The organism is Pseudomonas sp. A214 (assembly GCF_900156295.1).
Lineage (GTDB): Bacteria > Pseudomonadota > Gammaproteobacteria > Pseudomonadales > Pseudomonadaceae > Aquipseudomonas > Aquipseudomonas rhizophila.
The window spans coordinates 2,507,584-2,530,036 of sequence record NZ_LT707062.1; the positions used below are offsets into that span (position 1 = coordinate 2,507,584).

22 protein-coding genes, 4 tRNA genes and 1 pseudogene are annotated in these 22,453 nt (G+C 60.5%); 19 read left to right on the forward strand and 8 right to left on the reverse strand.

Annotated features, from left to right (window positions below; all coding sequences use genetic code 11):
• Window positions 1–20: 20 nt before the first annotated feature.
• Both BW979_RS28105 and BW979_RS28110 read left to right on the forward strand, forming a co-directional pair.
• Window positions 21–245 (forward strand): annotated as a pseudogene (locus tag BW979_RS28105) (HAMP domain-containing protein); the annotation flags it as partial.
• Window positions 243–1,106: a methyl-accepting chemotaxis protein gene (locus BW979_RS28110; protein ID WP_371264151.1), complete on the forward strand. Its 864-nt coding sequence runs from the start codon at window positions 243–245 to the stop codon at window positions 1,104–1,106. The pseudogene BW979_RS28105 and the gene BW979_RS28110, both read left to right, overlap by 3 nt.
• Window positions 1,107–1,185: 79 nt before the next feature.
• Here BW979_RS28110 and BW979_RS11320 read toward each other — a convergent pair whose 3' ends face one another.
• Window positions 1,186–1,944, reverse strand: coding sequence for a hypothetical protein (locus BW979_RS11320; protein ID WP_076383820.1), 759 nt, complete (start codon window positions 1,942–1,944; stop codon window positions 1,186–1,188).
• Window positions 1,945–2,315: 371 nt separating this feature from the next.
• Here BW979_RS11320 and BW979_RS11325 point away from each other — a divergent pair.
• From BW979_RS11325 to BW979_RS11340, 4 genes are all read left to right on the forward strand, one after another.
• A tRNA-Glu gene (locus BW979_RS11325) sits at window positions 2,316–2,391 on the forward strand.
• A gap of 2 nt (window positions 2,392–2,393) precedes the next feature.
• Window positions 2,394–2,469 (forward strand) — tRNA-Gly (locus BW979_RS11330).
• 105 nt (window positions 2,470–2,574) lie between these two features.
• A tRNA-Glu gene (locus BW979_RS11335) sits at window positions 2,575–2,650 on the forward strand.
• A gap of 3 nt (window positions 2,651–2,653) precedes the next feature.
• A tRNA-Gly gene (locus BW979_RS11340) sits at window positions 2,654–2,729 on the forward strand.
• 59 nt (window positions 2,730–2,788) lie between these two features.
• On the opposite strand, the gene BW979_RS11345 is transcribed toward BW979_RS11340, so the two are convergent.
• Window positions 2,789–3,658 carry a response regulator transcription factor gene (locus BW979_RS11345; RefSeq protein WP_047228158.1) on the reverse strand — a complete coding sequence of 290 codons (870 nt, stop codon included), beginning with the start codon at window positions 3,656–3,658 and terminating at the stop codon, window positions 2,789–2,791.
• 292 nt (window positions 3,659–3,950) lie between these two features.
• On the opposite strand from BW979_RS11345, the gene BW979_RS11350 reads away from it, so the two are divergent.
• The 12 genes from BW979_RS11350 (at window position 3,951) to BW979_RS11405 (ending at window position 14,235) form a co-directional block, all read left to right on the forward strand.
• Window positions 3,951–4,145, forward strand: a complete 195-nt coding sequence (locus BW979_RS11350) for a Flp family type IVb pilin (protein ID WP_008070254.1) — start codon at window positions 3,951–3,953, stop codon at window positions 4,143–4,145.
• Between the two features lie 156 nt (window positions 4,146–4,301).
• Window positions 4,302–4,496, forward strand: a complete 195-nt coding sequence (locus tag BW979_RS11355; protein WP_047228300.1) for a Flp family type IVb pilin — start codon at window positions 4,302–4,304, stop codon at window positions 4,494–4,496.
• 26 nt (window positions 4,497–4,522) lie between these two features.
• Window positions 4,523–5,053, forward strand: a complete 531-nt coding sequence (locus BW979_RS11360) for an A24 family peptidase (protein ID WP_047228159.1) — start codon at window positions 4,523–4,525, stop codon at window positions 5,051–5,053.
• Between the two features lie 2 nt (window positions 5,054–5,055).
• On the forward strand, window positions 5,056–6,384 hold the full coding sequence (locus tag BW979_RS11365) for an ATPase AAA (protein ID WP_047228160.1): 1,329 nt from the start codon (window positions 5,056–5,058) through the stop codon (window positions 6,382–6,384).
• Window positions 6,385–6,399: 15 nt separating this feature from the next.
• A complete protein-coding gene (gene cpaB, locus BW979_RS11370; protein WP_047228161.1) occupies window positions 6,400–7,212 on the forward strand; it encodes a Flp pilus assembly protein CpaB in 813 nt (270 codons plus the stop codon).
• A gap of 76 nt (window positions 7,213–7,288) precedes the next feature.
• Window positions 7,289–8,626: a TadE/TadG family type IV pilus assembly protein gene (locus BW979_RS11375; RefSeq protein ID WP_442962049.1), complete on the forward strand. Its 1,338-nt coding sequence runs from the start codon at window positions 7,289–7,291 to the stop codon at window positions 8,624–8,626.
• 8 nt (window positions 8,627–8,634) lie between these two features.
• Window positions 8,635–9,114, forward strand: coding sequence for a TadE/TadG family type IV pilus assembly protein (locus tag BW979_RS11380; protein WP_047228162.1), 480 nt, complete (start codon window positions 8,635–8,637; stop codon window positions 9,112–9,114).
• Window positions 9,114–9,608, forward strand: coding sequence for a TadE family protein (locus tag BW979_RS11385; protein ID WP_047228163.1), 495 nt, complete (start codon window positions 9,114–9,116; stop codon window positions 9,606–9,608). The genes BW979_RS11380 and BW979_RS11385 overlap by 1 nt, the downstream gene beginning before the upstream one ends.
• Entirely contained in the window at window positions 9,602–10,822 is a 1,221-nt protein-coding gene (locus tag BW979_RS11390) for an AAA family ATPase (RefSeq protein WP_047228164.1), read from the forward strand. Before BW979_RS11385 ends, BW979_RS11390 begins: the two co-directional genes overlap by 7 nt.
• Window positions 10,823–10,825: 3 nt before the next feature.
• Window positions 10,826–12,259 carry a CpaF family protein gene (locus tag BW979_RS11395; RefSeq protein WP_047228165.1) on the forward strand — a complete coding sequence of 478 codons (1,434 nt, stop codon included), beginning with the start codon at window positions 10,826–10,828 and terminating at the stop codon, window positions 12,257–12,259.
• A complete protein-coding gene (locus tag BW979_RS11400) occupies window positions 12,256–13,242 on the forward strand; it encodes a type II secretion system F family protein (RefSeq protein WP_047228166.1) in 987 nt (328 codons plus the stop codon). Before BW979_RS11395 ends, BW979_RS11400 begins: the two co-directional genes overlap by 4 nt.
• A 27-nt stretch (window positions 13,243–13,269) precedes the next feature.
• Entirely contained in the window at window positions 13,270–14,235 is a 966-nt protein-coding gene (locus BW979_RS11405; protein ID WP_047228167.1) for a type II secretion system F family protein, read from the forward strand.
• Window positions 14,236–14,797: 562 nt separating this feature from the next.
• Here BW979_RS11405 and BW979_RS11410 read toward each other — a convergent pair.
• From BW979_RS11410 to BW979_RS11425, 4 genes are all read right to left on the reverse strand, one after another.
• Window positions 14,798–15,067, reverse strand: a complete 270-nt coding sequence (locus tag BW979_RS11410) for a DUF3613 domain-containing protein (protein WP_047228168.1) — start codon at window positions 15,065–15,067, stop codon at window positions 14,798–14,800.
• 22 nt (window positions 15,068–15,089) lie between these two features.
• A complete protein-coding gene (locus tag BW979_RS11415) occupies window positions 15,090–15,800 on the reverse strand; it encodes a tetratricopeptide repeat protein (RefSeq protein ID WP_047228169.1) in 711 nt (236 codons plus the stop codon).
• Window positions 15,801–15,856: 56 nt separating this feature from the next.
• Window positions 15,857–17,080 carry a type II and III secretion system protein family protein gene (locus tag BW979_RS11420; RefSeq protein WP_047228170.1) on the reverse strand — a complete coding sequence of 408 codons (1,224 nt, stop codon included), beginning with the start codon at window positions 17,078–17,080 and terminating at the stop codon, window positions 15,857–15,859.
• 407 nt (window positions 17,081–17,487) lie between these two features.
• Complete coding sequence (locus tag BW979_RS11425; RefSeq protein ID WP_047228171.1) at window positions 17,488–18,126, reverse strand: LysE family translocator; 639 nt, start codon at window positions 18,124–18,126, stop codon at window positions 17,488–17,490.
• A gap of 163 nt (window positions 18,127–18,289) precedes the next feature.
• Between BW979_RS11425 and BW979_RS11430 the strand changes: the two genes are divergently transcribed.
• Window positions 18,290–19,246, forward strand: coding sequence for a LysR family transcriptional regulator (locus BW979_RS11430; RefSeq protein ID WP_047228172.1), 957 nt, complete (start codon window positions 18,290–18,292; stop codon window positions 19,244–19,246).
• 30 nt (window positions 19,247–19,276) lie between these two features.
• Here BW979_RS11430 and BW979_RS11435 read toward each other — a convergent pair whose 3' ends face one another.
• Window positions 19,277–19,684 carry a PA2817 family protein gene (locus BW979_RS11435; RefSeq protein WP_047228173.1) on the reverse strand — a complete coding sequence of 136 codons (408 nt, stop codon included), beginning with the start codon at window positions 19,682–19,684 and terminating at the stop codon, window positions 19,277–19,279.
• Window positions 19,685–19,772: 88 nt separating this feature from the next.
• Window positions 19,773–22,220 carry an acyl-CoA dehydrogenase gene (locus BW979_RS11440; protein WP_076383821.1) on the reverse strand — a complete coding sequence of 816 codons (2,448 nt, stop codon included), beginning with the start codon at window positions 22,218–22,220 and terminating at the stop codon, window positions 19,773–19,775.
• Between the last annotated feature and the right edge of the window lie 233 nt (window positions 22,221–22,453).

The window sequence follows — 22,453 nt, forward strand, 5'->3', positions numbered from 1 at the left end:
ACACCGCCGAGGATGGTGCCATGCAGACGGAACTGAAGAAGAATTCGCTGCTGATCATCGGCTCGTCGGCCCTGGCGCTGCTGGTGGGACTGATTGCGGCCTGGGTCATTACCCGGTTGATCGTCGGGCCGTTGCGCAGCGTCATCCGTGTTGCACAGCAGATTGCCTCGGGCGACTTGAGTGCAACGGTGCAGGTGACGCGCCAGGATGAGATCGGTCAACTGATGCTCGCCATGCAACAGATGGGGGCGGGCCTGAGCAGTATCGTCAGCGGTTTGCAGGCCGGTATCGAACAGTTGGCCAACTCCGCCCAATCGCTGTCGGCCGTGACCGAGCAGACCAACCTGGAGGTCAGCAGCCAGAAGGAGGAGACCGAACAGGTCGCCACGGCCATGAACCAGATGACCGCCACCGTGCACGACGTGGCGCGCAATGCCGAAGAGGCGGCCCAAGCGGCCCAGACCGCCGACGATAAGGTTGAAAGCGGTCAGCAGGTGGTGCGTCAGAGCATGGTGCGCATTGAACAATTGGCCGACTCGGCCACTTCAGCCAGCAGCAGTATCGAAAGCCTCAGCGCTGAGATCCAGAACATTGGCACGGTGTTGAGCGTGATCAAGAGCGTGGCTGAGCAGACCAACTTGCTGGCGCTCAATGCGGCCATCGAAGCGGCCAGGGCCGGTGAGCAGGGCAGGGGCTTTGCGGTGGTGGCCGATGAAGTGCGGGCCTTGGCCAAGCGCACGCAACAGTCCACCGAGGAAATCGAACGCCTGGTGAGCGCCTTGCGCTCAGCAGCCCAGACCTCCGTGCAGCAGATCCAGAGCAGTGGCGAGCTGGTGAAGATGGCGGTCAGTGATGCCCTGCAAACCGAAAGCGCCCTGGGGAGCATTGCGGCGGCGGTGTCGCTGATCCAGCAGATGAACCAGCAGATCGCGGCGGCGGCCGAGCAACAGAGTTCGGTGGCTGAAGAGATCAACCGCAGTGTCACCAGCATCCGCGCCAGTGCCGATCAATCTTCCCTGGCGATGCAGGGCAATGCCGCGTCGAGCATTGAGCTGGCGCAGCTAGGGGTTGAGCTCAAGGGGATGGTGGGGCATTTCAGGCTGTGAGCTGTCGACGGACCCTGTGTAGCGAGGGGATAAATCACCTCGCTACACAGGAGTCAGGCTTGAGAGCCTAACCCGAATATCAGTCGTAAACCTTCTTCTTCTTCCACTCGTCGTTTACTTCGGCGTCCTTCAGCCCTTCGGTCAACTGGTTGACTTCGCCTTCGACCGGCTGGGTGCTGGCCAGAACCATGGCATTGGCGCGGGCCAGGAGTTTTTCCAGGTAGTCCAGTTGTTCGGCATAGACCTGCGGTTCCTGTTGCTTGCGCAGGTACTGCACACCCCGTTCGAACGCCAGGCGGGCCTGCCCCGGTTGTTCTTGCTGCAAGGCGTGTTGGCCGAGATTATTGAAGAACTCGATGTGCAACAGCACCAGGATGTGTCGCACTTCGCGGATCCAGCGCTTGGCTTCGTTGGGCGGCAGGAAACCATCCTGGGCGGCGCGGGTAATCTGACCATGAAGGGCCTCGAGCAGAAACCGCACATCCTTGGCCTTGGCTTCGGTCTGGATCGGTGCCGGTGGGTTGTTCACCGGAATCGATTCACCCTGTGCGGCCAGCGCATTCAGTTCGTCCAGGCGCGCCTTGACCGCCGTATTGGTTTTCTCCAGGTTCAGCAGGCGCTGACAGACGTTGATCTCAAGACGCGTGATCAACAGCTTCAGGGCCGGGGTCATCAATTGTCCGGGAAAGGTCTCGGTGAGCTCGCCACAACGACGTAAACGGTCGTTGAGTTCAATCTTGGTACGGGCCTTTTCCAGCTTGTTGTTTTCCACCACATGGTTCATGTAGCCAATGGCGATCAACAGTGCGATCCCGGCTACGACGAGCAGGGTGATCATGAGTGGTGTCACCGGTAAGACCTCTTTATTGGGGTTCGCATATCAAGAGTGTAGTGGCTTGGCTTTTAAGCGCATAGGCCTGTGCGATGCGATTAGACAGGCGTGGCACTGCGTATGGAAGTACGGCGAATATGGATGCACATTGCCACTATTTGTCGGACACGACTATAACGTCTTGGCGGATGACAGAATATAGGCGCCAGAGACCGGACGGGCAAAATGTGCGAACAGCCCCTAAACCGGGCGAAGTCATTGATTTAAATAAATTTATATCTGGGGGTTGACGACCCAGCAATCCATCCATAGAATGCGCGCCACTTACAGCGTAAAGCACTTAGCCAAACGCGATAAGCAGTGAATGTTGTACGCGTGTCCCCTTCGTCTAGTGGCCTAGGACACCGCCCTTTCACGGCGGTAACAGGGGTTCGAGTCCCCTAGGGGACGCCAATGCGGGAATAGCTCAGTTGGTAGAGCACGACCTTGCCAAGGTCGGGGTCGCGAGTTCGAGTCTCGTTTCCCGCTCCAATTTTAAACAGCGTTGCCTTCGGGCAGGGCTGAGTGAAACCAGAATCGATATCTTCGGGTACGGATCTGGGCACTGGAACACACACCATGTGTTCCGGGCAGCGTGTCCCCTTCGTCTAGTGGCCTAGGACACCGCCCTTTCACGGCGGTAACAGGGGTTCGAGTCCCCTAGGGGACGCCATTTGCGGGAATAGCTCAGTTGGTAGAGCACGACCTTGCCAAGGTCGGGGTCGCGAGTTCGAGTCTCGTTTCCCGCTCCAAATTCAAAAAAACGCCGCTCATTGAGCGGCGTTTTTTTTCGTCCGTGAAAAAGCGCGCTTCAATCTTCGAGGCTCTCCACCAGGCTCTCAAGTGCGTCTGCACGCTCGTTTTCCGGCAGATCGGGAGCGGGAATCATTGTTCGCATCTGCCGCGCCAGGCGGTATTCACTGGGTGTGCAGTTGGCGTACTGCTTGAAGGCGCGGGCGAAATAGGAGGGATCCTTGAACCCGGCCTCATAGCCGATGCTGGTGATAGGCATCTGGCTATTGTCGAGCAGTTCCTTGGCAAAGCTCATGCGTTTGTTCAGTACGTAATCGGTGAAGCCAAGTCCGTTGGCTTCCTTGAACACGCGGCTGAAGCGAAACGTGGTCATACCGCATCGCTTGGCCAGGTCCCGCTGATCGATGCTGTCGCGAAAATGTTGGTCGATGTACAGCATGATATGGCTCAGGGCCTGGTGTTTCTGGTGCCCCGAGGTCAGGCGGATGCTGTCTGGCAGGGTTGGCGCGTGGTCGATCAACGAAGTCTTGCGCGGGCCACAGGTGTGGCGGCGTAACTCGCATAATTGCACCAGGGCAGTCAGGTAGCGCTTCCTCTCTGTGGCTGACAGGGGCAGTACCATGTATTCCCACACACTCGAGCGCATGGCCCAGACGGCCAGTTCTTCGGAGTGCTGCACGGTGAACATGGTGATGGGAGTGGCAGGGACGGTGCGTTTGATCTCCAGCAACCGCCTCAGGCCCGGCGTATCCGGGCGATCGAAATGGATGCAGATCATGTCCGCCTGTTCCCCGCCGGGCAGCAGGGCATCTTTTGCCTGGGTGCAGTCGCAAGTGTCCTCGAACTGGCTGACAAGTTCCGGGGTGGACCGATCGTGAGTCAGATCGAACCACAACAGCTTTGGCTTTCTGGTCAGATTCGATGGCATGTGCTTACCACTCAGCGTTGCGACTGCCCTTAAGCTAGCAGTATTGCCAATGTGCCATCACTTCGCCGAATAATTTTTTATAAAAAGCCGGTTTTTTAAGCGCCGTATGCTCAGAACGCCAGAGCGCGAATCGTTGCGAGTTGCAATCGCAAGGCATGCCTGGCTCCCCCCGCAAAATAATCCTAGCGATGTGCAAAATCCTCCTAACGGCTATCCCCACCCGCTGACTAGGGTTGCATCAGGCAGTTGCAAATGTACTGCCTCTGAAAACAACCCTGATGAGGTGCGCAAAATGACTCTTCAAACAATCAAGGCTTCGGTGCTGAAGTTCGCCAAAGATGAAGACGGCCTGACCATTGTGGAATACGCCGTGGCCGGTGGGTTGATTACGGTGTTGGTGGCCGCCGCCTTCGTTCTTCTGGGCGGTGCCGTGAATACCAAGATCCGCGCGCTGTGCCAGGCCGTCAACGGCAACGTTGCCTGCTGATAGCGATAACTGCGCGGGGACACGGCAGCTTTCAAGGAAGCCTCGCTTGCGACTCTTTTGCTGTGAGTACAACGATTCATTCAAATGGACTTGGCGTTGTCCCCGACAACTCAGTTCATGGCGTTACAACCTTTATTCAAAGGTGAGGTGAAAAAAATGACTCTGCACACAATAAGAACTTCGATCAGCCGGTTCGCCAAAGATGAAGATGGCCTGACCATTGTTGAATACGCCGTCGCGGGAGGTTTGATCACGGTGTTGGTGGCGGCAGCCTTCGTTCTTCTGGGCGGCGCGGTGGACACCAAGATCCGTGCGCTGTGCCAGGCCGTCAACGGCAACGTGGCCTGCTAACGATAACTGCAACAGGGAGACGCGCCATGTCCATGGAATTGCTGGTGTCGACGGTGCTGCTGCTAGGACTGCTGGGTGTGGCGGTGGTGAGCGATTTGCTTCGCCACCGCATCCCCAACACGCTGGTCCTGTTGGGCCTGGCCTTGGGTTTGGCCGGTCAGACTTATACAGGCGGGATCAGCGGAACGGGCGACAGCCTGCTGGGCATGCTGGTCTGTTTTGCGCTGTTTTTGCCCATGTATGCGGTGGGTGGCATGGCCGCCGGAGACGTCAAGTTGATGGCCATGGTGGGCAGTTTCCTGCCGGTTCATTACGCATTGTGGGCTGCGCTGTTCAGCCTGATTGCTGGTGGCGTGTGCGGTTTTCTGATCGTGCTGGCCCGCGGTCAGTTGCTCCAGACCCTCCAGCGTTACTGGCTGATTGTGCGGGCCCAGGCTTACCTGGCACCTACCGCGGATGAAGTGGCCGGCAAACCTTTTCCTTATTCGATCGCGATCCTGATCGGCACCTTGAACAGCGTCTACTGGCAGCTGATTGCCGATGGCTGGGGAGTCTAGTCATGCACGTCATCAACGATAGTGATGCCTACCCCAGTGAACGGGAAGCGGTGCAACGCCTGGCACCTCAGCCATGCACGATTCAAGACACCGGCCTGACCGACAGTTTTCTCGGCGAGCTGGTCTGCAAGCATCTGCACGACGCCGGTGTGTTGGACCTGCCGCGGCTGGTGGAACGCCTGGCGCTGACCGGCGCGGTACTGGAAGAAGTCCTGGCGTTCCTGCGCAAGGACGGTCGTGTCGAAGTGCTCGGCCAGCTCGGGCAAACAAGTGTGCAGGCCTTGCGTTACGGCCTGACCGAACGTGGCCGCAGTGCCGCCCGCGATGCCCTGTCTCGCAGTGGCTATATCGGTGCGGCACCTTTTCCGGTGAGTAGCTATCGGTCCCTGATCAAGATCCAGACCATTCACCATGGGCGTATCACCGCCACCGACATGCAACGGGCCCTGGCCGGCATGGTGCTGTCGCAAGGCATGCTCGATCAGTTGGGCGTGGCACTGAATTCAGGACGGGCGATCATGATTTACGGCCCGGCGGGCACGGGTAAGACCTATGTCAGCAGTCGTCTTATCCGTCTGTTCGCCGAGGCCATCTGGGTGCCCCATGCCATCGTCATCAACGAGTCGGTGATCGAGATCTACGACCCGCAGGTGCATCAGCGTCTGGATGACAAGAGCCAATCGAACAATCTGATGCTCAACGAAGGCATCGACCGTCGGCTGCTGTGCTGCAAACGCCCGATTGTCATCACGGGCGGCGAGTTGAACATGGAGCAGTTGGATGTTCGCTATGACCCTTTTACTCGCCAGTACCAGGCCGCGTTGCAGCTCAAGGCCAGCAACGGCCTGTTCATCATCGATGACATGGGACGCCAGCGCATGGCCCCGGCCGAATTGCTCAACCGCTGGATCGTGCCGATGGAAGAAAAGCGCGACTTCATCAACCTGGGCGGCGGTCGCCATTGCGAATTGCCGTTCGATCTGGTCCTGGTGTTTTCCACCAACCTCAACCCCCTGGAACTGGCTGACGAGGCCTTTCTGCGCCGCATTGGCTACAAGGTGCAGTTCGGTTACCTCAAGCCCGAAGAATACGAGCGCATCTGGCGCCAGGAGTGCGAACGTCTGGGCATTCCCCATGACCCGCTGCTGGTGCGCTATGTGCTGCAGCAGCTTTATGCCGGCGAGGGCATGCCGCTGGTGCCTTGCCATCCCCGTGACCTGTTGAACATGGCGCTCGACCGCCAGCGTTACCTGGGCGGTTCCGGGCCCCTGTTGCCGCAAGAGCTGGAATGGGCCTGGCACAACTACTTCGTTCAGCTCGACTTCCTTTGAATCGGAGATACCGACATGAGCTCTCGTACGCTTTCGCTGATTGGCGTTTCCCTGGTAATGGGCCTGGGTGCCGCATGGATGGCTGACTCCTGGCTGAGCGCACGACTTAACGCCAAACCCGATGACCACTTGCGAAGTGTGGTGGTCGCCACCGTACCAATTCCCTTCGGGCAGATGGTCGAGGCCCAACAGGTCACGACCGTGCGCATGCCCATGGATACGATCCCGGACGATGCCTTTGACTCCAGCGAACAGGCCGTGGGCAAGATCGCAACGTTCGACATTCTGCGCGGTGACATCGTGCGGGGCGCGCGTCTGAGTGAGCACCTGGGTGGCAGCACCCTGGCGTCCCTGATCGATCCTGACAAACGCGCCATATCGGTACGGGTCGATGATGTGGTCGGTGTGGGTGGGTTCCTGTTGCCGGGGAACCGGGTCGACGTGCTGGCAACCAAGACCACCAGCGCCGGCAGTAACAACGCCGTGTCCCGGACCATTCTTGAAAACCTGCGGGTGCTGGCGGTGGATCAGACGGCGGGCACCGACAAGACCCAGCCGGTGGTGGTAAGGGCCGTGACGCTGGAAATGTCGGCCACTGAAGCGGAGGCCCTGGTGACTGCGCAGACCGAAGGCAAGTTGCAACTGGCCTTGCGTAACCCGCTGAACCTGGAGAAAAAAACCGTGGTCGTGGCGCCCCCTCCGGCTCCGGTGATGGCGGTGGCGACTGCTGCGGTGCCAAAGCCCGTAGTGCAGCGCAGCCCCAAAGCGCAGGCCAGCGGGATCACGGTGATCCGTGGAGTTGAAAGCAGCGTCGTCAACGTTCACTGAAACGCGTAGAAAAATGCCTGGTCCCTTCGGCCATGGCGATGCCGATCCTCACGTGTCGGCAAACGAGGGCTCGATCATGAATCCCAGTATCCGGCAGCCTGTCACTGCGACGCCTCGGCGCCAGGAAGGAGCAGTGAGTGTATTGATGGTGATCGCGTTAATGGCGATTTCCATGATGGCGGCATTGGCCCTGGATGGCGGACACATGCTGCTGAACAAGACCCGTCTGCAAAATGCCGTGGATGCCGCGGCCCTGAGCGGCGCCAAGACCCTGAGCCAGGTGACGGGAGGGCTCAACATGGCCAGCACGACTCGGGCCGCTGCCCTGGACACGCTGACACGCAATGCCGACGCTGCGGGCAACGCTGAACTGGCAACCGCTGTCGCCGGCAACCCGGCTGCGTTCGCCGCAGTGGAGTTGGCCAGCAGCGTTTATGGCCCGTTCTCCTATCCCGGGCCGGCGGATGCCAAATACGTGCGAGTGTCGGTGTCCAGCTATCGGTTGAGCGGTTTTTTCTGGAGTTTCGTTCAAACGATGGGCAGTGCCGGCCTGGGCAACAAGGCCGTGGCGGCGATCGCCACCGCAGGCCCCAGCCCGACGGCTCCGTGTGATCTGGCGCCCTTGATGGTCTGCGGCGACACCAGCCAATACGACCCGGCTGCCGGAAATTTCTGGAGTTACCGCTTTGGCGACCTGACGGTGCTGAAGACGGCCGCGGGCAACACGTCGCCCATTGGCCCGGGCAATTTCCAACTGCTCGATTTCGGCTCCGGCGGCAGTGCTGTGCGCGAAGACTTGGCGGGCGGCGGTTCGGTCTGCCGCAGTGTCGGGGACAACGTCCAGACCGCACCGGGCAACAAAGCCGGCCCGACTTCCCAGGGCTTGAACACGCGATTCGGTATCTATAACGGTCCGGTCAGTTCTTCGGACTATCCACCCGACCTGATCACCACTTCGAGCAACCCGGCGATGACCTATAACGATTCGCTCTCCCAGGCGCAATACAAAGGACAGCCCATTACTTCGAGCAACGGCGATCTCTCGGCCGGCGGCGAGGCAATACTGGACTACAACGACTGGCGAACAGCAGTTGCCGCCTGTGTGGCCGGAGCTGGCAATGGCTGTGAGAGCAACGGGGTTTTCGAACGGCGGATGCTCAAGATCGTGATCGGTGACTGCACCGGCAAACTGAGCGGTTCTACCTCGATTCCCGTCCTGGGTTTTGGCTGCTATTTCGTCGTGCAACCGGTGAATGGCGGAGGTTCGGACTCCATCATCTTTGGCCAGTTCGTCCAGGAATGCGAAGGCGATAATGTGCCCGGCCCCACGCCGGTCAGCGATACCGGGCCGCAGGTCATTCAGCTCTACAAAACCTATCTCAACGGCAGCGGCACTCCGAGCACCGACTCGTAGGAGGCGTCATGAGACTTGCCCATTTCAAACCCGCGCAGGCCCAGCAAGGCGTGGCGCTGGTGGAATTCACCCTGGTGCTGCCGTTGTTGTTGCTGCTGTTGCTGGCTTTTGGCGAGTTCGGCCGCATGCTCTTCCAATACAACGTGCTGCTACAGGCCAGCCGTGATGCCAATCGATTCGTCGCCAGCCAGGCCTGGAATACCACCCTGGGCACCATTGCCCTGAACAACACGCTGCAGACCCAGACGAAAAACGTCGCGGTGTATGGCACCCCGAGCCAGGCCGGCACCGCTGTGGTGGCCGGGTTGACCACGGCTAACGTGGAGGTCGCGGCGGTGGGGGCTGACCATGTGCGTGTCACCATCACCTACACCTTTTGCCCGGTGATTGGAGCGGGCAATTGCGGCGGAACAATTCCCGGTTTTTTCGGCAGTGCCATTGCGCTGGGTATCCCACTGGTCGCGACCACCGTCATGAGGGCGTTGTGATGAACAACAAGCACATGCAAGGCACCTATATCGTGGAGTTCGCCTTCGTTGGCCTGCTGGTGTTCATCCTGCTGTTTGGCGTGGTGGAGATGGGCCGGCTGTATTTCACCGCCAATGCCTTGGATGAGGCCGCGCGGCGCGGTGCGCGTCTGGCGGCGGTGTGCAACATCAACGATCCGGTGGTGTTGCGCCGGGCCATCTTCAACGCCGCGACGGACGCAGGCACCAGCCAATTGATCAGCAGCCTCGCCACCTCGAACCTGGCGCTGACCTATCTGGATGTGAACGGCGCGGTGGTGGCGAACCCCGCCGACACGGTCAGCGCCAACGGCTTCCGCGCTATCCGTTACGTCCAGTTGAGCGTGCAGAACTTCGTTTTCAATCTGTTCATTCCTGGGTTTGGCGTGCCCATTACCTTGCCCACATTCAGGGCGACCTTGCCACGCGAAAGCCTTGGGCGTCATTCCGATTCCGGGGAGATCACACCATGCTGAATACCAGGGAAACTCCACTGTCGACCGTCACCGGCAAAGCCGGGCTGCGGTTACTGATCAGCAGCCGTGACGCTTCGTCCCTGCGCGACTTGCAATGCGTCTGCCAGCGCATGCCTTGCCTGGAAGTGAGCACGCGCCTGGTGAGCAACGGCCATGTCGATCCGCTCTATGGCCTGGAGCGAATGCCCGATCTGCTGTTGTTGCGGGTCAGTCACTTGTGGCGCGAAGAGCTGGCGGCGTTGCTGCAGCGGCCTGCCCATGAGCGTCCACCGATGCTGGTGTGCGGTCTGATGGGCGAGCAGGAAGGCATGCGGCTGGCAATGCAGGCCGGTGCCCGGGACGTGCTGCCCGAGCCTTTCGCCGAGACGGAACTGGTGGCCGCCCTGAATCGTCTGGTTGCGGAGGTCCGTGTCGGCCACGGCGCCGAAGGCAAGTTGGTCGCCGTGATCGGCGCCAAGGGTGGTTCCGGTGCAACGCTGGTGGCCTGCAACCTGGCCCAGCAACTCAGCGCCCAGGCAGGTACCACTCTGCTGCTGGATATGGACCTGCAATTTGGCAGCGTGACCCACTATCTGGATGTGGCCCAGTCCCATAGCCATCTGCAAGTGCTGCAACAGGTCGAGGACCTGGACAGTATCGCCCTGCGGGGTTTTTGCAGCCACTTCAGTCCGACCCTGCACGTGCTGGGTGGCCGTAGCGGCGAGTTGTGCCTGCCACAGGACGCCCAGCCGGAACAACTCGACGCCTTGTTGCAATTGGCCCGTGCCAGCTATGACTGGGTGGTAGTGGACCTGCCGCGTCAGATCGACCACCTCACCGGCTCTGTGCTGGAGCAGGTCGACCGGGTCTACGTGGTGGTTCAACAAAGCGTCAGCCATCTGCGCGATGCCAGCGCCCTGGTGCGGATTCTTCGCGAGGACCTGGGCGTACGTGGGGACCAGTTGCAGGTGGTGGTCAACCGCTATGACAAGGCGGCTGCGGTCAGCCTCAAGGATGTCGCAGAAGCCCTGCGGTGCACCAACCTGTCGAAATTACCCAATGACTTCAACCTGGTCAGCCAGAGTCAGAACACTGGCGTGCCGTTGGGGCTGCATGCGCCGAGGGCGGCCATCACCGTTGCCCTGCGCGATTTGACCGAAGACCTGGTCGGTCACCAGATGGCCGCAGACAAAGGCCTGCTCAAACGTGCCTTCAACCGTTTTTTCGGGGGATGACCCATGATCAGCGACTTCCGCAACCGCTTGCGTAAACAGTCCGGTAAACCGGCCATTGAACTGGCTGGCGACAGCCTGCCGGATCCGACAGAGCAATTGATGGCCTGGGAACATGCCATCCCCGACGTGCTCTACGAAACCCGTAGTCAGGTCACCCCGGTGGAAGCCCAATGGCGGGAAAAAATCTACCAGCAACTGCTCAAGGTCATGGACCTGTCCTTGCTCGACTCCCTCGAGCAGGCCGAGGCGGCGAGGCAGATACGCGATATCTGCCAGCGTTTGCTCGATGAGCATTCGGCGCCGGTAAGCTCCGCCAGCCGTCAGTTGATCATCAAGCAGATCACCGACGAAGTGCTCGGGCTGGGGCCTTTGGAGCCGTTGCTGGCCGACCATAGCGTGTCCGACATCCTGGTCAACGGTTTTGCCTCGGTCTATGTCGAGCGCTTCGGCAAGCTGCAAAGAACCGACGTGCGCTTTCGCGACGACCAGCATCTGCTGAACATCATTGATCGCATCGTCTCCAGCCTGGGCCGGCGTATCGACGAGTCGTCCCCTTTGGTGGACGCCCGGCTCAAGGACGGCTCGCGGGTCAACGCAATCATCCCGCCACTGGCCATCGACGGTCCGAGCATGTCGATCCGTCGTTTTGCGGTGGACCTGCTCAACACTGACAGCCTGATCCAGGTGGGCACCATGACCCCAGCCATTGCCTTGTTGCTCAAGGCGATTGTCCGTGGGCGCTTGAATGTGCTGATTTCCGGCGGCACCGGCAGTGGCAAGACCACCATGCTCAACGTGCTGTCCAGTTTCATCCCCCACAACGAACGCATCGTTACCATCGAGGACTCGGCCGAACTGCAACTGCAGCAACCTCACGTGGTGCGCCTGGAAACCCGTCCTTCGAACATCGAGGGGCGCGGCGAGGTCAGCCAGCGGGAACTGGTGCGCAACAGCCTGCGGATGCGTCCGGACCGCATTGTCATCGGCGAAGTGCGCGGCGCCGAAGCGCTGGACATGCTCACCGCCATGAACACCGGCCACGATGGCTCGTTGACCACAATCCACGCCAATACCGCGCGCGATGCCTTGGGGCGAATCGAGAACATGGTGTCGATGACCGGCGCGACTTTTCCGATCAAGGCCATGCGTCAACAAATTGCCTCTGCCATCGATGTGGTGATCCAGCTGGAGCGTCAAGAAGACGGCAAACGTCGTGTGGTGAGCATGCAAGAGATCAACGGCATGGAAGGGGAGATCATCACCATGACCGAAATTTTCTCTTTCACGCGCCAAGGCATCGGGGAAAACGGCGAGGTGCTGGGGGATTATCGGCCCAGCGGCATGATCCCGGCCTTTCGCGACGTGTTGGCCAGGCGCGGCATCGAGTTGCCGCTGACCCTGTTCCGCCCTGAGTGGATGGAGGCTCGGACGTCATGAACAACATCCCCAGTGAGTTCATCCTGATTTTTCTCGCCATGGTGTTCATCGCCGTCTTCCTCCTGTCCCAGGGTGTGGTGGTGCCGGTGTTCGGCGAGGCCGGCAAAATGCGCAAGCGCATCCGTGGGCGCCTGCATGTGCTGGAGAAAGCCAACCATCTGCCCAACATGCAGACCGTGTTGCGGCAGAAGTACCTGACGCGCTTGTCGCCCCTGGAAGCCCGGCTTGAACAATTGCCGTTCATGGCCAACCTGACCCAGTTGATCGAGCAGGCCGGCCACGAATACCGGGCCTATCGGGTAATGGCGCTCGGCCTGGCCCTGGGCGTAGCGGCCGGTGCCGTGGTGTTGATGTTCTGGCCGGTGTGGTGGATGGCGCTGCTGGCGGCCTTTGCGGTGACCTGGCTGCCGGTGCTGAAGATCATGCGTGATCGTAGCAAGCGCTTCGCCGCCTTCGAGGAAGGCTTGCCGGATGCGCTGGACGCCATGTGCCGGGCCTTGCGCGCCGGGCACCCGTTCAACGAAACCCTGCGCCTGGTTGCCGAGGAGCACAGGGGGCCGGTCGCCCAGGAGTTCGGCATGACCTTCGCCGACATCAACTATGGCAACGATGTGCGCCGGGCCATGCTCGGGCTGTTGGAGCGCATGCCGAGCATGACGGTGATGATGCTGGTGACCTCCATACTTATCCACCGCGAAACCGGCGGCAATCTGACCGAAGTGCTGGAGCGCCTGAGCCGCTTGATCCGCGGGCGCTTCCGCTTCCAGCGCAAGATCCGGACCTTGTCGGCGGAAGGGCGCATGTCGGCCTGGGTGCTGGTGGCGATCCCTTTCGTGCTGGCGATCGCCATTGTGCTCACCAGCCCCAGCTACATGCCGGTGCTGATCAACGACCCTATAGGCCACAAGCTGATCATGTTCGCGTTCGGCGCCATGTTGCTGGGGATTCTCTGGATCCGAAAAATCATCCGGATCCAGGTTTAAGCGCCCTTGCGGCGAGAGGTATCAGTCATGGATTTTCTGCTCGGGTTGTTCAGTCGGTTTACGGGAAACGAGGAGGCGGCACGGCTGTTGTTCATCGCCGTGATCGGTCTCAGTACGGTACTGGCGGTCGTCGCCATGATCTTGCTGATGCTCGGCCTGCAGGACCCGGTGCAACGGCGTCTGGCGCTGATCAAACGGGGATATTCCGGCAGCACGCAAGGGCAGGAGGCGCCAGGTAACCTGCAACTCTTGCTGGAGCGGGTCGGCCAGCGGTTCGCAGCGACTGACCCGGCCCAGGCCAGCGCCACCCTGACCCTGCTCACACACGCCGGCTACCGTTCCGCATCGGCGGTGCAGATGTACTGGGCCGTGCGCCTGATGCTGCCGTTGCTGCTGCTTGGCGTTACGTTACTGCTGCTGCCGCTGATCAAGGTGTCCTTGATTGTCGGTTTGCTGGTGGCGACCTTGATGGCGGGTATCGGATGGTTGCTGCCGGCGCTGTACGTCGGCAAGCGTAAGCAGGCGCGACAAGCGCGGCTGCGGGCGGCATTTCCCGATGCGCTGGACCTGATGGTGGTGTGCGTCGAGTCAGGCCTGGCTCTGCCCACCACCATAGAACGGGTGGCCGAAGAAATGTCGGTCAGCCAGGTTGAGCTGGCCGAAGAGCTGGCCCTGGTGAACGCGCAGATCCGCGCGGGTATCACCAGCACCGACGCTCTCAAGCAACTGGCCCTGCGCACCGGCCTGGATGATATCCAGGGCCTGGTCAGCCTGTTGGCCCAGAGCATCCGCTTCGGCACCAGCGTGGCCGACACCCTGCGTATCTACGCCGATGAGTTTCGTGACCGGCGCACCCAGGCGGCCGAGGAAATGGGGGCCAAAATCGGTACCAAGCTGATCTTTCCGCTGATCTTCTGCCTCTGGCCAAGCTTCTTCCTGGTCGCCATCGGCCCCGCCATGATTGGCGTGTTCAGGGCCTTTGGAAATATGTAGAGGGGCATACGGTCCCGGTTGTACAAGCCTGTGGCGAGGGAGCCTGCTCCCGCTCGAGCAGCGCTGCAGCCCCGGTTTGCGGCTGCTGCGCAGCCCAGCGGGAGCAAGCTCCCTCGCCACTCAGTCAGGCACACAAGGGTTATGATCGTTCCCACGCTCTGCGTGGGAATGCATCCCGTGACGCTCTGCGTCACCTTCCAGAAGCGGAACGCGGAGCGTCCCTGGCGACATTCCCACGCAGAAGCGTGGGAACGATCGAAGTCCATACCCAACCGAACTCCAACGCCCGTGGCGAGAGGGTTGATCCCCGCTGGGCCGCTTAGCGGTCCTGAAACCGGGGATTGGCGTCTCACCCATTGGCCGGACCCGCGCAAGACTCAGTTCGCATGGGCGGTTGCTTCCTGGAGGGCTGCGCAACCCGAGGGGATAGGGCCCCGCGCCACAAACAGGCGTGCTCGGCTTGATGCAGGGCAGAGCAAAAGATCGCAGCCTTCGAAAAGGCCTACACCGGATCGGATGTAGGTATTGTCGAAGGCTGCGATCTTTTGTTTTCCACTGTGTTTCAGTTGCTGCTGGTGATTTCCCCACCCGAGTCCTGTTCGAAGAATTCCGGGATCGGGTAATTGAAGCTATTGAGCCAGCGCTGCATGGCCAATTCCCGTTCGGTGGCCGAGGCAGTTTGCAGGTGGGTTGAGGCCACCACCCCGCGAATCTGCAGCTGCATCCAGCTCTCCGTGCCCTGTTGCGCAGCCGAAGAGGGGCCGGGTTCAATGGCCCAGGCGGTGGCGGACAGGCAAGTCATGCACACGATCAACAGTTGTCTGGTTTTCATCTCTTGGACTCCTCGTAAGGCGCTACTTGACCGCATCGGATGAGGCGTCGGCCACATCGCTCAAGCGGTTCGCGGGGGATGTCGCCCCGGCAGGGGCCGAGCCTCTGATTTTTTCCGCCCGGGCTTGAGCATCTGCCACTTGTTTGGGGCTCAGATTGGCCATGTTTGCCAGTTCGGCTGCCTGCTTCCAGTTGTCCTGGTAAATCAGCAGCGTCACCATGTTGAAGGCGGCCAGCGAGTCTGACTGTCTGAGCTCCATGGCGGTCATGAACTCGAAGCGGGCTTCAGGGATTCGTCGCTGATTGAGATAGACAACTCCCAGGTCATTGCGGATTTTTCCTTCGGTGGGGGACATTTTCACAGCGCGCTCAAGGTGTTCGGTGGCGCCAGCATGATCATGCCTGGCGGCAGCCAACTGGCCGAGGCCATGCTCGCCATCAGCGGCCAGGCAAGTGCCGAGCAGGCTCTGGTACAACGGCTCTGCCTCGTTACGTCCCATCAGACGCAGCACTCGCGCCTTGCGCAGGCGGACCTGGACCAGATCCTCCGGCAGACCTTCGAGGTTCGCCAGGCTGGCATACAAACGTCCGTCATTGGCCATGTCATCGGCCAGGTTCAGCGCCAGTTCCTGATCGGAGCCTGGCTTGGCGCAACTGGTCGGACGTGAAGCCACGCCGTTGCTGGCGCATCCGACCAGCAGCACCGTTGCGGCTATCGCGATCACCGCTTTCATTGAATGTCCCCTCGTATCAGGTTGAACACGTGGACGCTTGCACTTCAGGCCCCGGCTCATTGGGACAGCCCGTTACGGTTGTCGAACTCGCCGTTTTCAAGGAAGTACATGCGGTAGAAGTTCGGGTCGTAATTGCGCAGCTGTTCGCCCGGCAACGTCGGCAGTTGTGCGTCGGCGGCCAACGGTTGGACCAAGTGCGGCGTGACGATCATCAGCAGCTCGCGTTCTTCGCGATTGATGGAGTTATCGCGAAAGAACGCACCGAGAATCGGAACATCGCCCAACCCCGGTAATTTGTTCACCTGAGAGGCATTGCGCGTGCTGATCAGGCCGCTGATGACAAAGCTTTCGCCATCGGCCAGGGCAATACTGGTATCGGTACGGCGTACGGTGAGCGCCGGAACCAGCGTGCCAGCGATGTTCACCGCGTTGGTGAAATCCAGTTCACTGACTTCCGGTGCCACCTTGAGCATGATGCGGTTGGTTCCGACGACGGTGGGCGTCAAGGTCAGACGGATACCGAATTCCTTGTACTCGATGGACACGTTGTCGCTGCCGGCACTGGGCACCGGGATCGGCACTTCGCCGCCGGCCAGGAAGCTCGCGCTCTGCCCGCTCAGGGCCACCAGGCTCGGCCGCGCCAGGGTGTAGGCAAAGCCACTGCCTTCCAGCGCATTGATCATCAGCAGGGTTTGTCCGGTGGCAAAGGACAGGTTGAACATGTCGTTGTTGACCGGCAATGAAGGCCGCACCACGCCACCGATGGTGGGCAGGGTTCTCGGCGCGCCGAACAGGAAGTTGCCACGGCTGCCGAAAATAGAGGTTGAAGCTTCCTTGAGCTTGGTCCGACTGACTTCGACGAAACGGATGTCAGTCTGCACCTGGGCAAGCAGCATGGGGTCTTCGGAGGGTACGCTCGCGGCGCTGGTCAGTGCCGAGGTGGCTCTGCCTTTGACGAAGATCATGCTCTGGCGGGGGATTTTTGAGCAGGCCGTCCAGACCATCAGGCTGGTGGCCCCGGGCGCCAGGCCCGTAAGGATGAAGGCATCGCTGCCGCTGGGTTGCACGTCGGCAATTTTCGGGTCGCCCACTGCCAGCTTCGTTACGGGGGCCAGGATACGCAATTCGTTCTGAAGCCCTTGGCCAACCTCGAAGGTCGCCGGCAAATTGTCCAACTGAGCACAATTTGCCGTTGCGGCCTGGGCCGCTTCCAGGCCAAGGCCCATCCAGAACAGACCATGGATCAAGTGCTTTAAAGCGGGCGGGGTACGATAGCTCATGAAGTGATCCTCGACAGAGAGGCCGTCCCTAGGCTTAACAAATGCCTCGGATCACTTAAGGGGCCCGGGCTGCCCCTTGTATTGCACCAGACCATTGAGCGGCGGTGGTGAGCGCCTCGTCGCTACAAGCGAGCGAGCGCATCCCACCGGCCTGACTGAATGGCAGGCAGCTTTCGAAAAAACTGTTTGAGCCCCGCGATACCGGGGTGACGAGCAGGGTGACCGGTGTTGATCGGGTCGCCCTAGGGGTGATTTATTCACCGCCGTGCCCGCTTCTTTTTGAAGGTAGTTCATGCATGGCAAAGCGCCACGCCATAAACAAAAAAAACGACTAAAAAGTGACGGGAGGGAAATTCTCGGCAAAGTCGCCGTCAATAATTTGTCTTTTGTGCGATTTCGGGACGTATTTACAGCGAAAGGATCAACCGTCCGGCAAACAGAATCAGGATGACGCCCATGGTCCGTTCGAACCAATGACCCATGCGCATGAACACTTCCCGTACCCGGGCGCTGGAAAAAAACAACGCGACGACGACAAACCACAGGGCATTCACCAGGCACATCCAGACCCCGTACAACGCCTGGATCTGCAGCGGTGTGGTGGTGCTGATCAGGGTGGTGAAGATGGCCAGGAAAAACAGCGTGGCTTTCGGGTTGGTGGCGTTGGTCAGAAACCCGGTGACAAACGCTTTGAATGGCGTTTGCCGAGCAGCGTTTTGAGCGATGGGGTGTTCACCTTCAAGCGTGGATTTGGGTCTGCTGCGCAGCAGGCTGACGCCCAGGTAAAGAATGTAGGCACCGCCCACCACCTTGGCGACCATCAGCAACCAGGGGAAGGTGTGCATCAGCGCACCCACCCCGAGCAAGGTGTAGATCACATGCACCGAGATACCGGCGCCTATGCCCAACGCTGTGCAGATCCCGATCCAGCGGCCAAAACGGACGCTTTGACGGATCGTCACCGCGAAATCAGGGCCGGGTGCGACCACCGCAAGAAAATGAACGGTGGCCAGGGCCAGGAATTCGCCCAGGTAGCTCGATAGCATTTCAACTCCGAACGGTCAGGGGCGCGGCAACGCGGCGCTAACCGATTAAAAAGAGAAAAGGCTCAGGTGCGGATATTCCATACCCGCATCGGAATGTGTGCGGGATTATAAGTTGTGTGTAAATTGATGATAATCCGTTCAAATTTCACAGGGCTTTTGCTCCATGAGCACAAATCAATCACTGGCCTTGCTCGCCGAAATGGCCATTTTCGTCAAGGTTGTGGAGACCGGCAGTTTCTCCGAAGCGGCCAGGCAATCAGGCGTGTCACCGTCGGCTGTCAGCCGAAGCATCTCGCGTCTGGAAAAAGCCTTGGCGACCCGATTGCTGCAACGCACCACCCGCAAGCTGCGCTTGAGCGATGGCGGGGAAGAAGTGTTCAAGCGTTGTCGGGAAATGGTCGCCGCCGCCCGATCGGTGATGGAAATCAGTGGCCAGTTCGCCCATGAAGCCGAGGGGCGGATCCGGGTCAGCGTGCCCAAGGCGGTGGGACGCTTTGTCATTCATCCCCACATAGCCGAGTTCTTGCGTCGTTACCCCAAGGTCGATGTGGAGTTACTGCTGGAGGATCGACAGGTCGATCTGATCGACGATCACGTTGACCTGGCGCTGCGGATCACCGACCAGCCGCCGGTCGGGCTGGTGGGACGTCAGTTGTTGACCATTGACCACCTGCTCTGCGCCACGCCGCGCTACCTGGCCGAGCACGGCATCCCCGAGCATCCCCACGACCTGCTGGAGCACAGCTGCATCTACCTGGGAGAAACCCCACACGACGCTCGCTGGAAATTCAGGAAAGGCACCAGGTCCGTCCACGTGGGCGTGCGTGGACGTTATGCCGCCAATCATACGGGCGTGCGGCTGGAGGCTGTCTTGCAGCACATTGGCATCGGCAGCTTGCCGTATTTCACCGCCCATCATGCGCTGGAGCAAGGCTTGATCGTGCAGGTGCTGGCGGATTGGACGTTCCTGGCCTCTTACCAGGGTGGTTTGTGGCTGCTGCATTCGCCTACCCGTTACCTGCCACCAAAGTTGCGGGTGTTCATTGATTATCTGGTGGAATGCCTGGAGAAGGAGCCTACTTTGAACAAGGCGGGCCACAAAAAAGGCCCGCCGGATTAACCGTGCGGGCCTTTGCATGACTGATCGCAATCAGTGCTTGCTGTCCTGATCCGACATCGCCAGCAATTGCTTTTCCTGGTTCCAGTCGAAGGGTTCGTCGTTTTGCTCGGCTTCGAAACGACGTTCTTCCAGAGCCTGGTACAAGGCGATTTCTTCGTCGGGCATGTAATGCAGGCAGTCACCGGCGAAGTACCACAGCAGGTCACGAGGCACCAGGTGGGCGATCTGTGGATAACGGACGATGACCTGGCACATCAGGTCCTGGCCCAGGTACTGGCTTTCGATCGGATCAACGGGCAACTGCGCGCGCAATTCGTCGAAGCGCTCCAGAAACAGGGCATGGCTTTCTTCGGGAACCTGGTCTGCCTCACCCACGGCGACCAGGATGCTGCGCAAGTGGTCAAGCAAGACAAGGTGATCGGCAACGACGTTGGACACGAGATAAGTCCTCAAGAGCAAAACGGGCGCAGGAGTATAAAGCGCTTGCGCCCGTTTTTACATGGCACAGAGCACAGGGTCGCCAGGATCAGCGGACCTTGTCCTCGGCGAGCGTGAGTTCCTCCTTGTCGAAATCATCCACGTCGATCACTTTACGTCGGGCCGCTTCGGCCTCGCGCAGGGTCTGGGCTTCGCCGGCCTGTAGCACGCCGGCTTCAAGGGCTGCGTCGATGACCTGTTCGCCTGGAGCGGGGTTGAGCTGACCCTGTTTGAGCGCGCCGTGCAGTTTCTTGTGCAGCGGGTGGGCCGCGGCGAGCAGGTCGCAAGCGTGCTGCAGCGCACCCACCGGATCGTCGACCGATTGCGGGCGATAGCAACCCTGTAGCAGCTCCTCGAGGGTCGGGTCGCCCTTGCCCCGGCCGATCACTGCAGCCACTTCAGCGTCCAGCCTGTCGCTCGGACCTTTGTGGCGGCGGCCGAAGGGGAATACCAGCACGCGTAACAGGCCACCCAGCACCCGGTTCGGGAAGTTGTCCAGCAGTTCGTCCAGGGCCCGCTCAGCCTGGCCCAGGCTTTCTTCCATGGCCCAGGTGAACAGCGGTTCCATATGGTCCGGCGAGTCCAGGTCGTGGTAGCGCTTGAGCGCGGCGGAGGCGAGGTAGAGGTTGCTCAATACATCCCCAAGGCGCGCCGACAAGCGTTCGCGACGTTTGAGTTCACCGCCCAGCAGCATCATGCTCAGGTCCGCCAGCAGGGCGAATGCCGCCGCCTGCCGGTTGAGGGCGCGGAAATAACCCTGGCTCAAGGCGTTGCCGGGGGCTCTTTCGAAACGCCCCAGGCCCAGGTTCAGTACCAGGGTGCTGGCGGCGTTGCTGATGGCAAAACCGATGTGTTTGAGTAGCAACCCGTCGAATTCGATCAGCGCCTGGTCTCTGTCTTCACGCGTGGCCAAGGCCATTTCCTTGAGCACGAACGGATGGCAGCGAATCGCACCCTGGCCGAAGATCATCAGGTTACGTGACAGGATATTCGCGCCTTCGACCGTGATGAAGATCGGTGCACCTTGCCAGCTACGCCCCAGGTAGTTGTTGGGCCCCATGATGATGCCCTTGCCGCCGTGTACGTCCATGGCGTGGCTGATGCATTCGCGGCCGCGCTCGGTCAGGTGGTATTTGAGGATGGCCGACAGCACCGAAGGTTTTTCTCCCAGGTCCACCGCGTTGGCGGTCAGCATACGGGCGGCGTCCATCATCCAGGCGTTGCCACCGATACGGGCCATGGCCTCCTGAATACCTTCAAAGGCCGACAATGGCACGTTGAACTGCTCGCGTACCTGGGTGTACTGGCCGGTCACCAGGCTGGTGAACTTCGCCGCCCCGGTGCCCACAGCCGGCAGGGAAATCGACCGACCGACCGACAGGCAGTTCATCAGCATCATCCAGCCCTTGCCGAGCATGGGCTGGCCGCCGATGAGAAAGTCCAGCGGGATGAACACGTCCTTGCCCCAGTTCGGTCCGTTCATGAAAGCGGCGCCAAGGGGCAGGTGACGACGGCCGATATTGACGCCAGGGGTGTCGGTGGGAATCAGGGCGAGGCTGATGCCCAGGTCTTCTTCATCCCCCAGCAGGTGATCGGGGTCATAGGCCTTGAAGGCCAGGCCAAGGAGGGTGGCCACCGGTCCCAAGGTGATGTAGCGCTTTTCCCAGTTCAGGCGCAGGCCCAGGGTTTCCTGACCTTCCCATTCGCCCTTGCAGATGATGCCGGTGTCGGGCATCGCCCCGGCGTCGGAGCCCGCCAGCGGCCCGGTCAGGGCGAAGCAGGGGATGTCGTCGCCGCGGGCCAACCGTGGCAGGTAGTGGTTGCGTTGTTCGTCGGTACCGTAGTGCAGCAGCAATTCGGCTGGGCCGAGGGAGTTGGGGACCATCACGGTGGAAGCCAGATCGCCGCTACGGGTGGCCAGTTTCATCGCCACCTGGGAGTGGGCATAGGCGGAGAAGCCCTTGCCTCCATATTCCTTGGGAATGATCAGCGCGAAAAAGCCGTGCTCCTTGATGTGTGCCCAGGCGGCGGGTGGCAGGTCCATGGCCTGACCGATCTGCCAGTCGCTGACCATGGCGCAGAGTTCTTCGGTGGGGCCGTCGAGGAAAGCCTGTTCCTCCTCGGTCAGTTGCACCTTGGGATAGGCCAGCAGCGTGTCCCAGTCCGGCCGGCCACTGAACAGTTCACCGTCCCACCACACCGTACCGGCGTCGATGGCGTCGCGCTCGGTTTCTGACATGGGGGGCAGGGTCTTCTGGAACCAGTTGAACATCGGCGCGCTGAAATACTTGCGGCGCAGGTCCGGCAGCAGCAGTGGAGCCGCGACGGCGGCGAGCGCGATCCAGAAGATCAGCATCAGCCAACCGGGAGCGGGGCTGAACAGGCTCATGGCCAGCAGGTAGGCTGCGATGATGCCCAGCGCGGGCAGCGGGGCGGTACGCCGATGCGCCAGCCAGGCTTTCCCGACAACCAGAACCAGTATCCACAACAACAGCATATGTAATCCTCCGTGAACCAGGGCAAAACCGACCCTCAGAGCTTAGACGGCATCTGCAAAACCGGCGGTCGGCGCGATGTGATTGATTTCGTGGGAAACCCTGGATGCATTGCGCCAGTCTGGTTGGCAACATCCGTGGGAAATCGTTCGTTAACAAAGTGAGAAAGCGCCATTGTTTGGCGTAAACGCCGTTATTACCGAGGGTGGGCTTTGGATAGACTCGAAGCAAGCCC

Excerpts from the sequence above, each read along its gene's own strand:
- BW979_RS28110 (WP_371264151.1), top strand. The coding sequence starts at position 243 with ATGGGGGCGGGCCTGAGCAGTATCGTCAGCGGTTTGCAGGCCGGTATC.
- BW979_RS11320 (WP_076383820.1), bottom strand. The coding sequence starts at position 1,944 with ATGATCACCCTGCTCGTCGTAGCCGGGATCGCACTGTTGATCGCCATT.
- BW979_RS11345 (WP_047228158.1), bottom strand. The coding sequence starts at position 3,658 with ATGCCATCGAATCTGACCAGAAAGCCAAAGCTGTTGTGGTTCGATCTG.
- BW979_RS11350 (WP_008070254.1), top strand. The coding sequence starts at position 3,951 with ATGACTCTTCAAACAATCAAGGCTTCGGTGCTGAAGTTCGCCAAAGAT.
- BW979_RS11355 (WP_047228300.1), top strand. The coding sequence starts at position 4,302 with ATGACTCTGCACACAATAAGAACTTCGATCAGCCGGTTCGCCAAAGAT.
- BW979_RS11360 (WP_047228159.1), top strand. The coding sequence starts at position 4,523 with ATGTCCATGGAATTGCTGGTGTCGACGGTGCTGCTGCTAGGACTGCTG.
- BW979_RS11365 (WP_047228160.1), top strand. The coding sequence starts at position 5,056 with ATGCACGTCATCAACGATAGTGATGCCTACCCCAGTGAACGGGAAGCG.
- cpaB (WP_047228161.1), top strand. The coding sequence starts at position 6,400 with ATGAGCTCTCGTACGCTTTCGCTGATTGGCGTTTCCCTGGTAATGGGC.
- BW979_RS11375 (WP_442962049.1), top strand. The coding sequence starts at position 7,289 with ATGAATCCCAGTATCCGGCAGCCTGTCACTGCGACGCCTCGGCGCCAG.
- BW979_RS11380 (WP_047228162.1), top strand. The coding sequence starts at position 8,635 with ATGAGACTTGCCCATTTCAAACCCGCGCAGGCCCAGCAAGGCGTGGCG.
- BW979_RS11385 (WP_047228163.1), top strand. The coding sequence starts at position 9,114 with ATGAACAACAAGCACATGCAAGGCACCTATATCGTGGAGTTCGCCTTC.
- BW979_RS11390 (WP_047228164.1), top strand. The coding sequence starts at position 9,602 with ATGCTGAATACCAGGGAAACTCCACTGTCGACCGTCACCGGCAAAGCC.
- BW979_RS11395 (WP_047228165.1), top strand. The coding sequence starts at position 10,826 with ATGATCAGCGACTTCCGCAACCGCTTGCGTAAACAGTCCGGTAAACCG.
- BW979_RS11400 (WP_047228166.1), top strand. The coding sequence starts at position 12,256 with ATGAACAACATCCCCAGTGAGTTCATCCTGATTTTTCTCGCCATGGTG.
- BW979_RS11405 (WP_047228167.1), top strand. The coding sequence starts at position 13,270 with ATGGATTTTCTGCTCGGGTTGTTCAGTCGGTTTACGGGAAACGAGGAG.
- BW979_RS11410 (WP_047228168.1), bottom strand. The coding sequence starts at position 15,067 with ATGAAAACCAGACAACTGTTGATCGTGTGCATGACTTGCCTGTCCGCC.
- BW979_RS11415 (WP_047228169.1), bottom strand. The coding sequence starts at position 15,800 with ATGAAAGCGGTGATCGCGATAGCCGCAACGGTGCTGCTGGTCGGATGC.
- BW979_RS11420 (WP_047228170.1), bottom strand. The coding sequence starts at position 17,080 with ATGAGCTATCGTACCCCGCCCGCTTTAAAGCACTTGATCCATGGTCTG.
- BW979_RS11425 (WP_047228171.1), bottom strand. The coding sequence starts at position 18,126 with ATGCTATCGAGCTACCTGGGCGAATTCCTGGCCCTGGCCACCGTTCAT.
- BW979_RS11430 (WP_047228172.1), top strand. The coding sequence starts at position 18,290 with ATGAGCACAAATCAATCACTGGCCTTGCTCGCCGAAATGGCCATTTTC.
- BW979_RS11440 (WP_076383821.1), bottom strand. The coding sequence starts at position 22,220 with ATGCTGTTGTTGTGGATACTGGTTCTGGTTGTCGGGAAAGCCTGGCTG.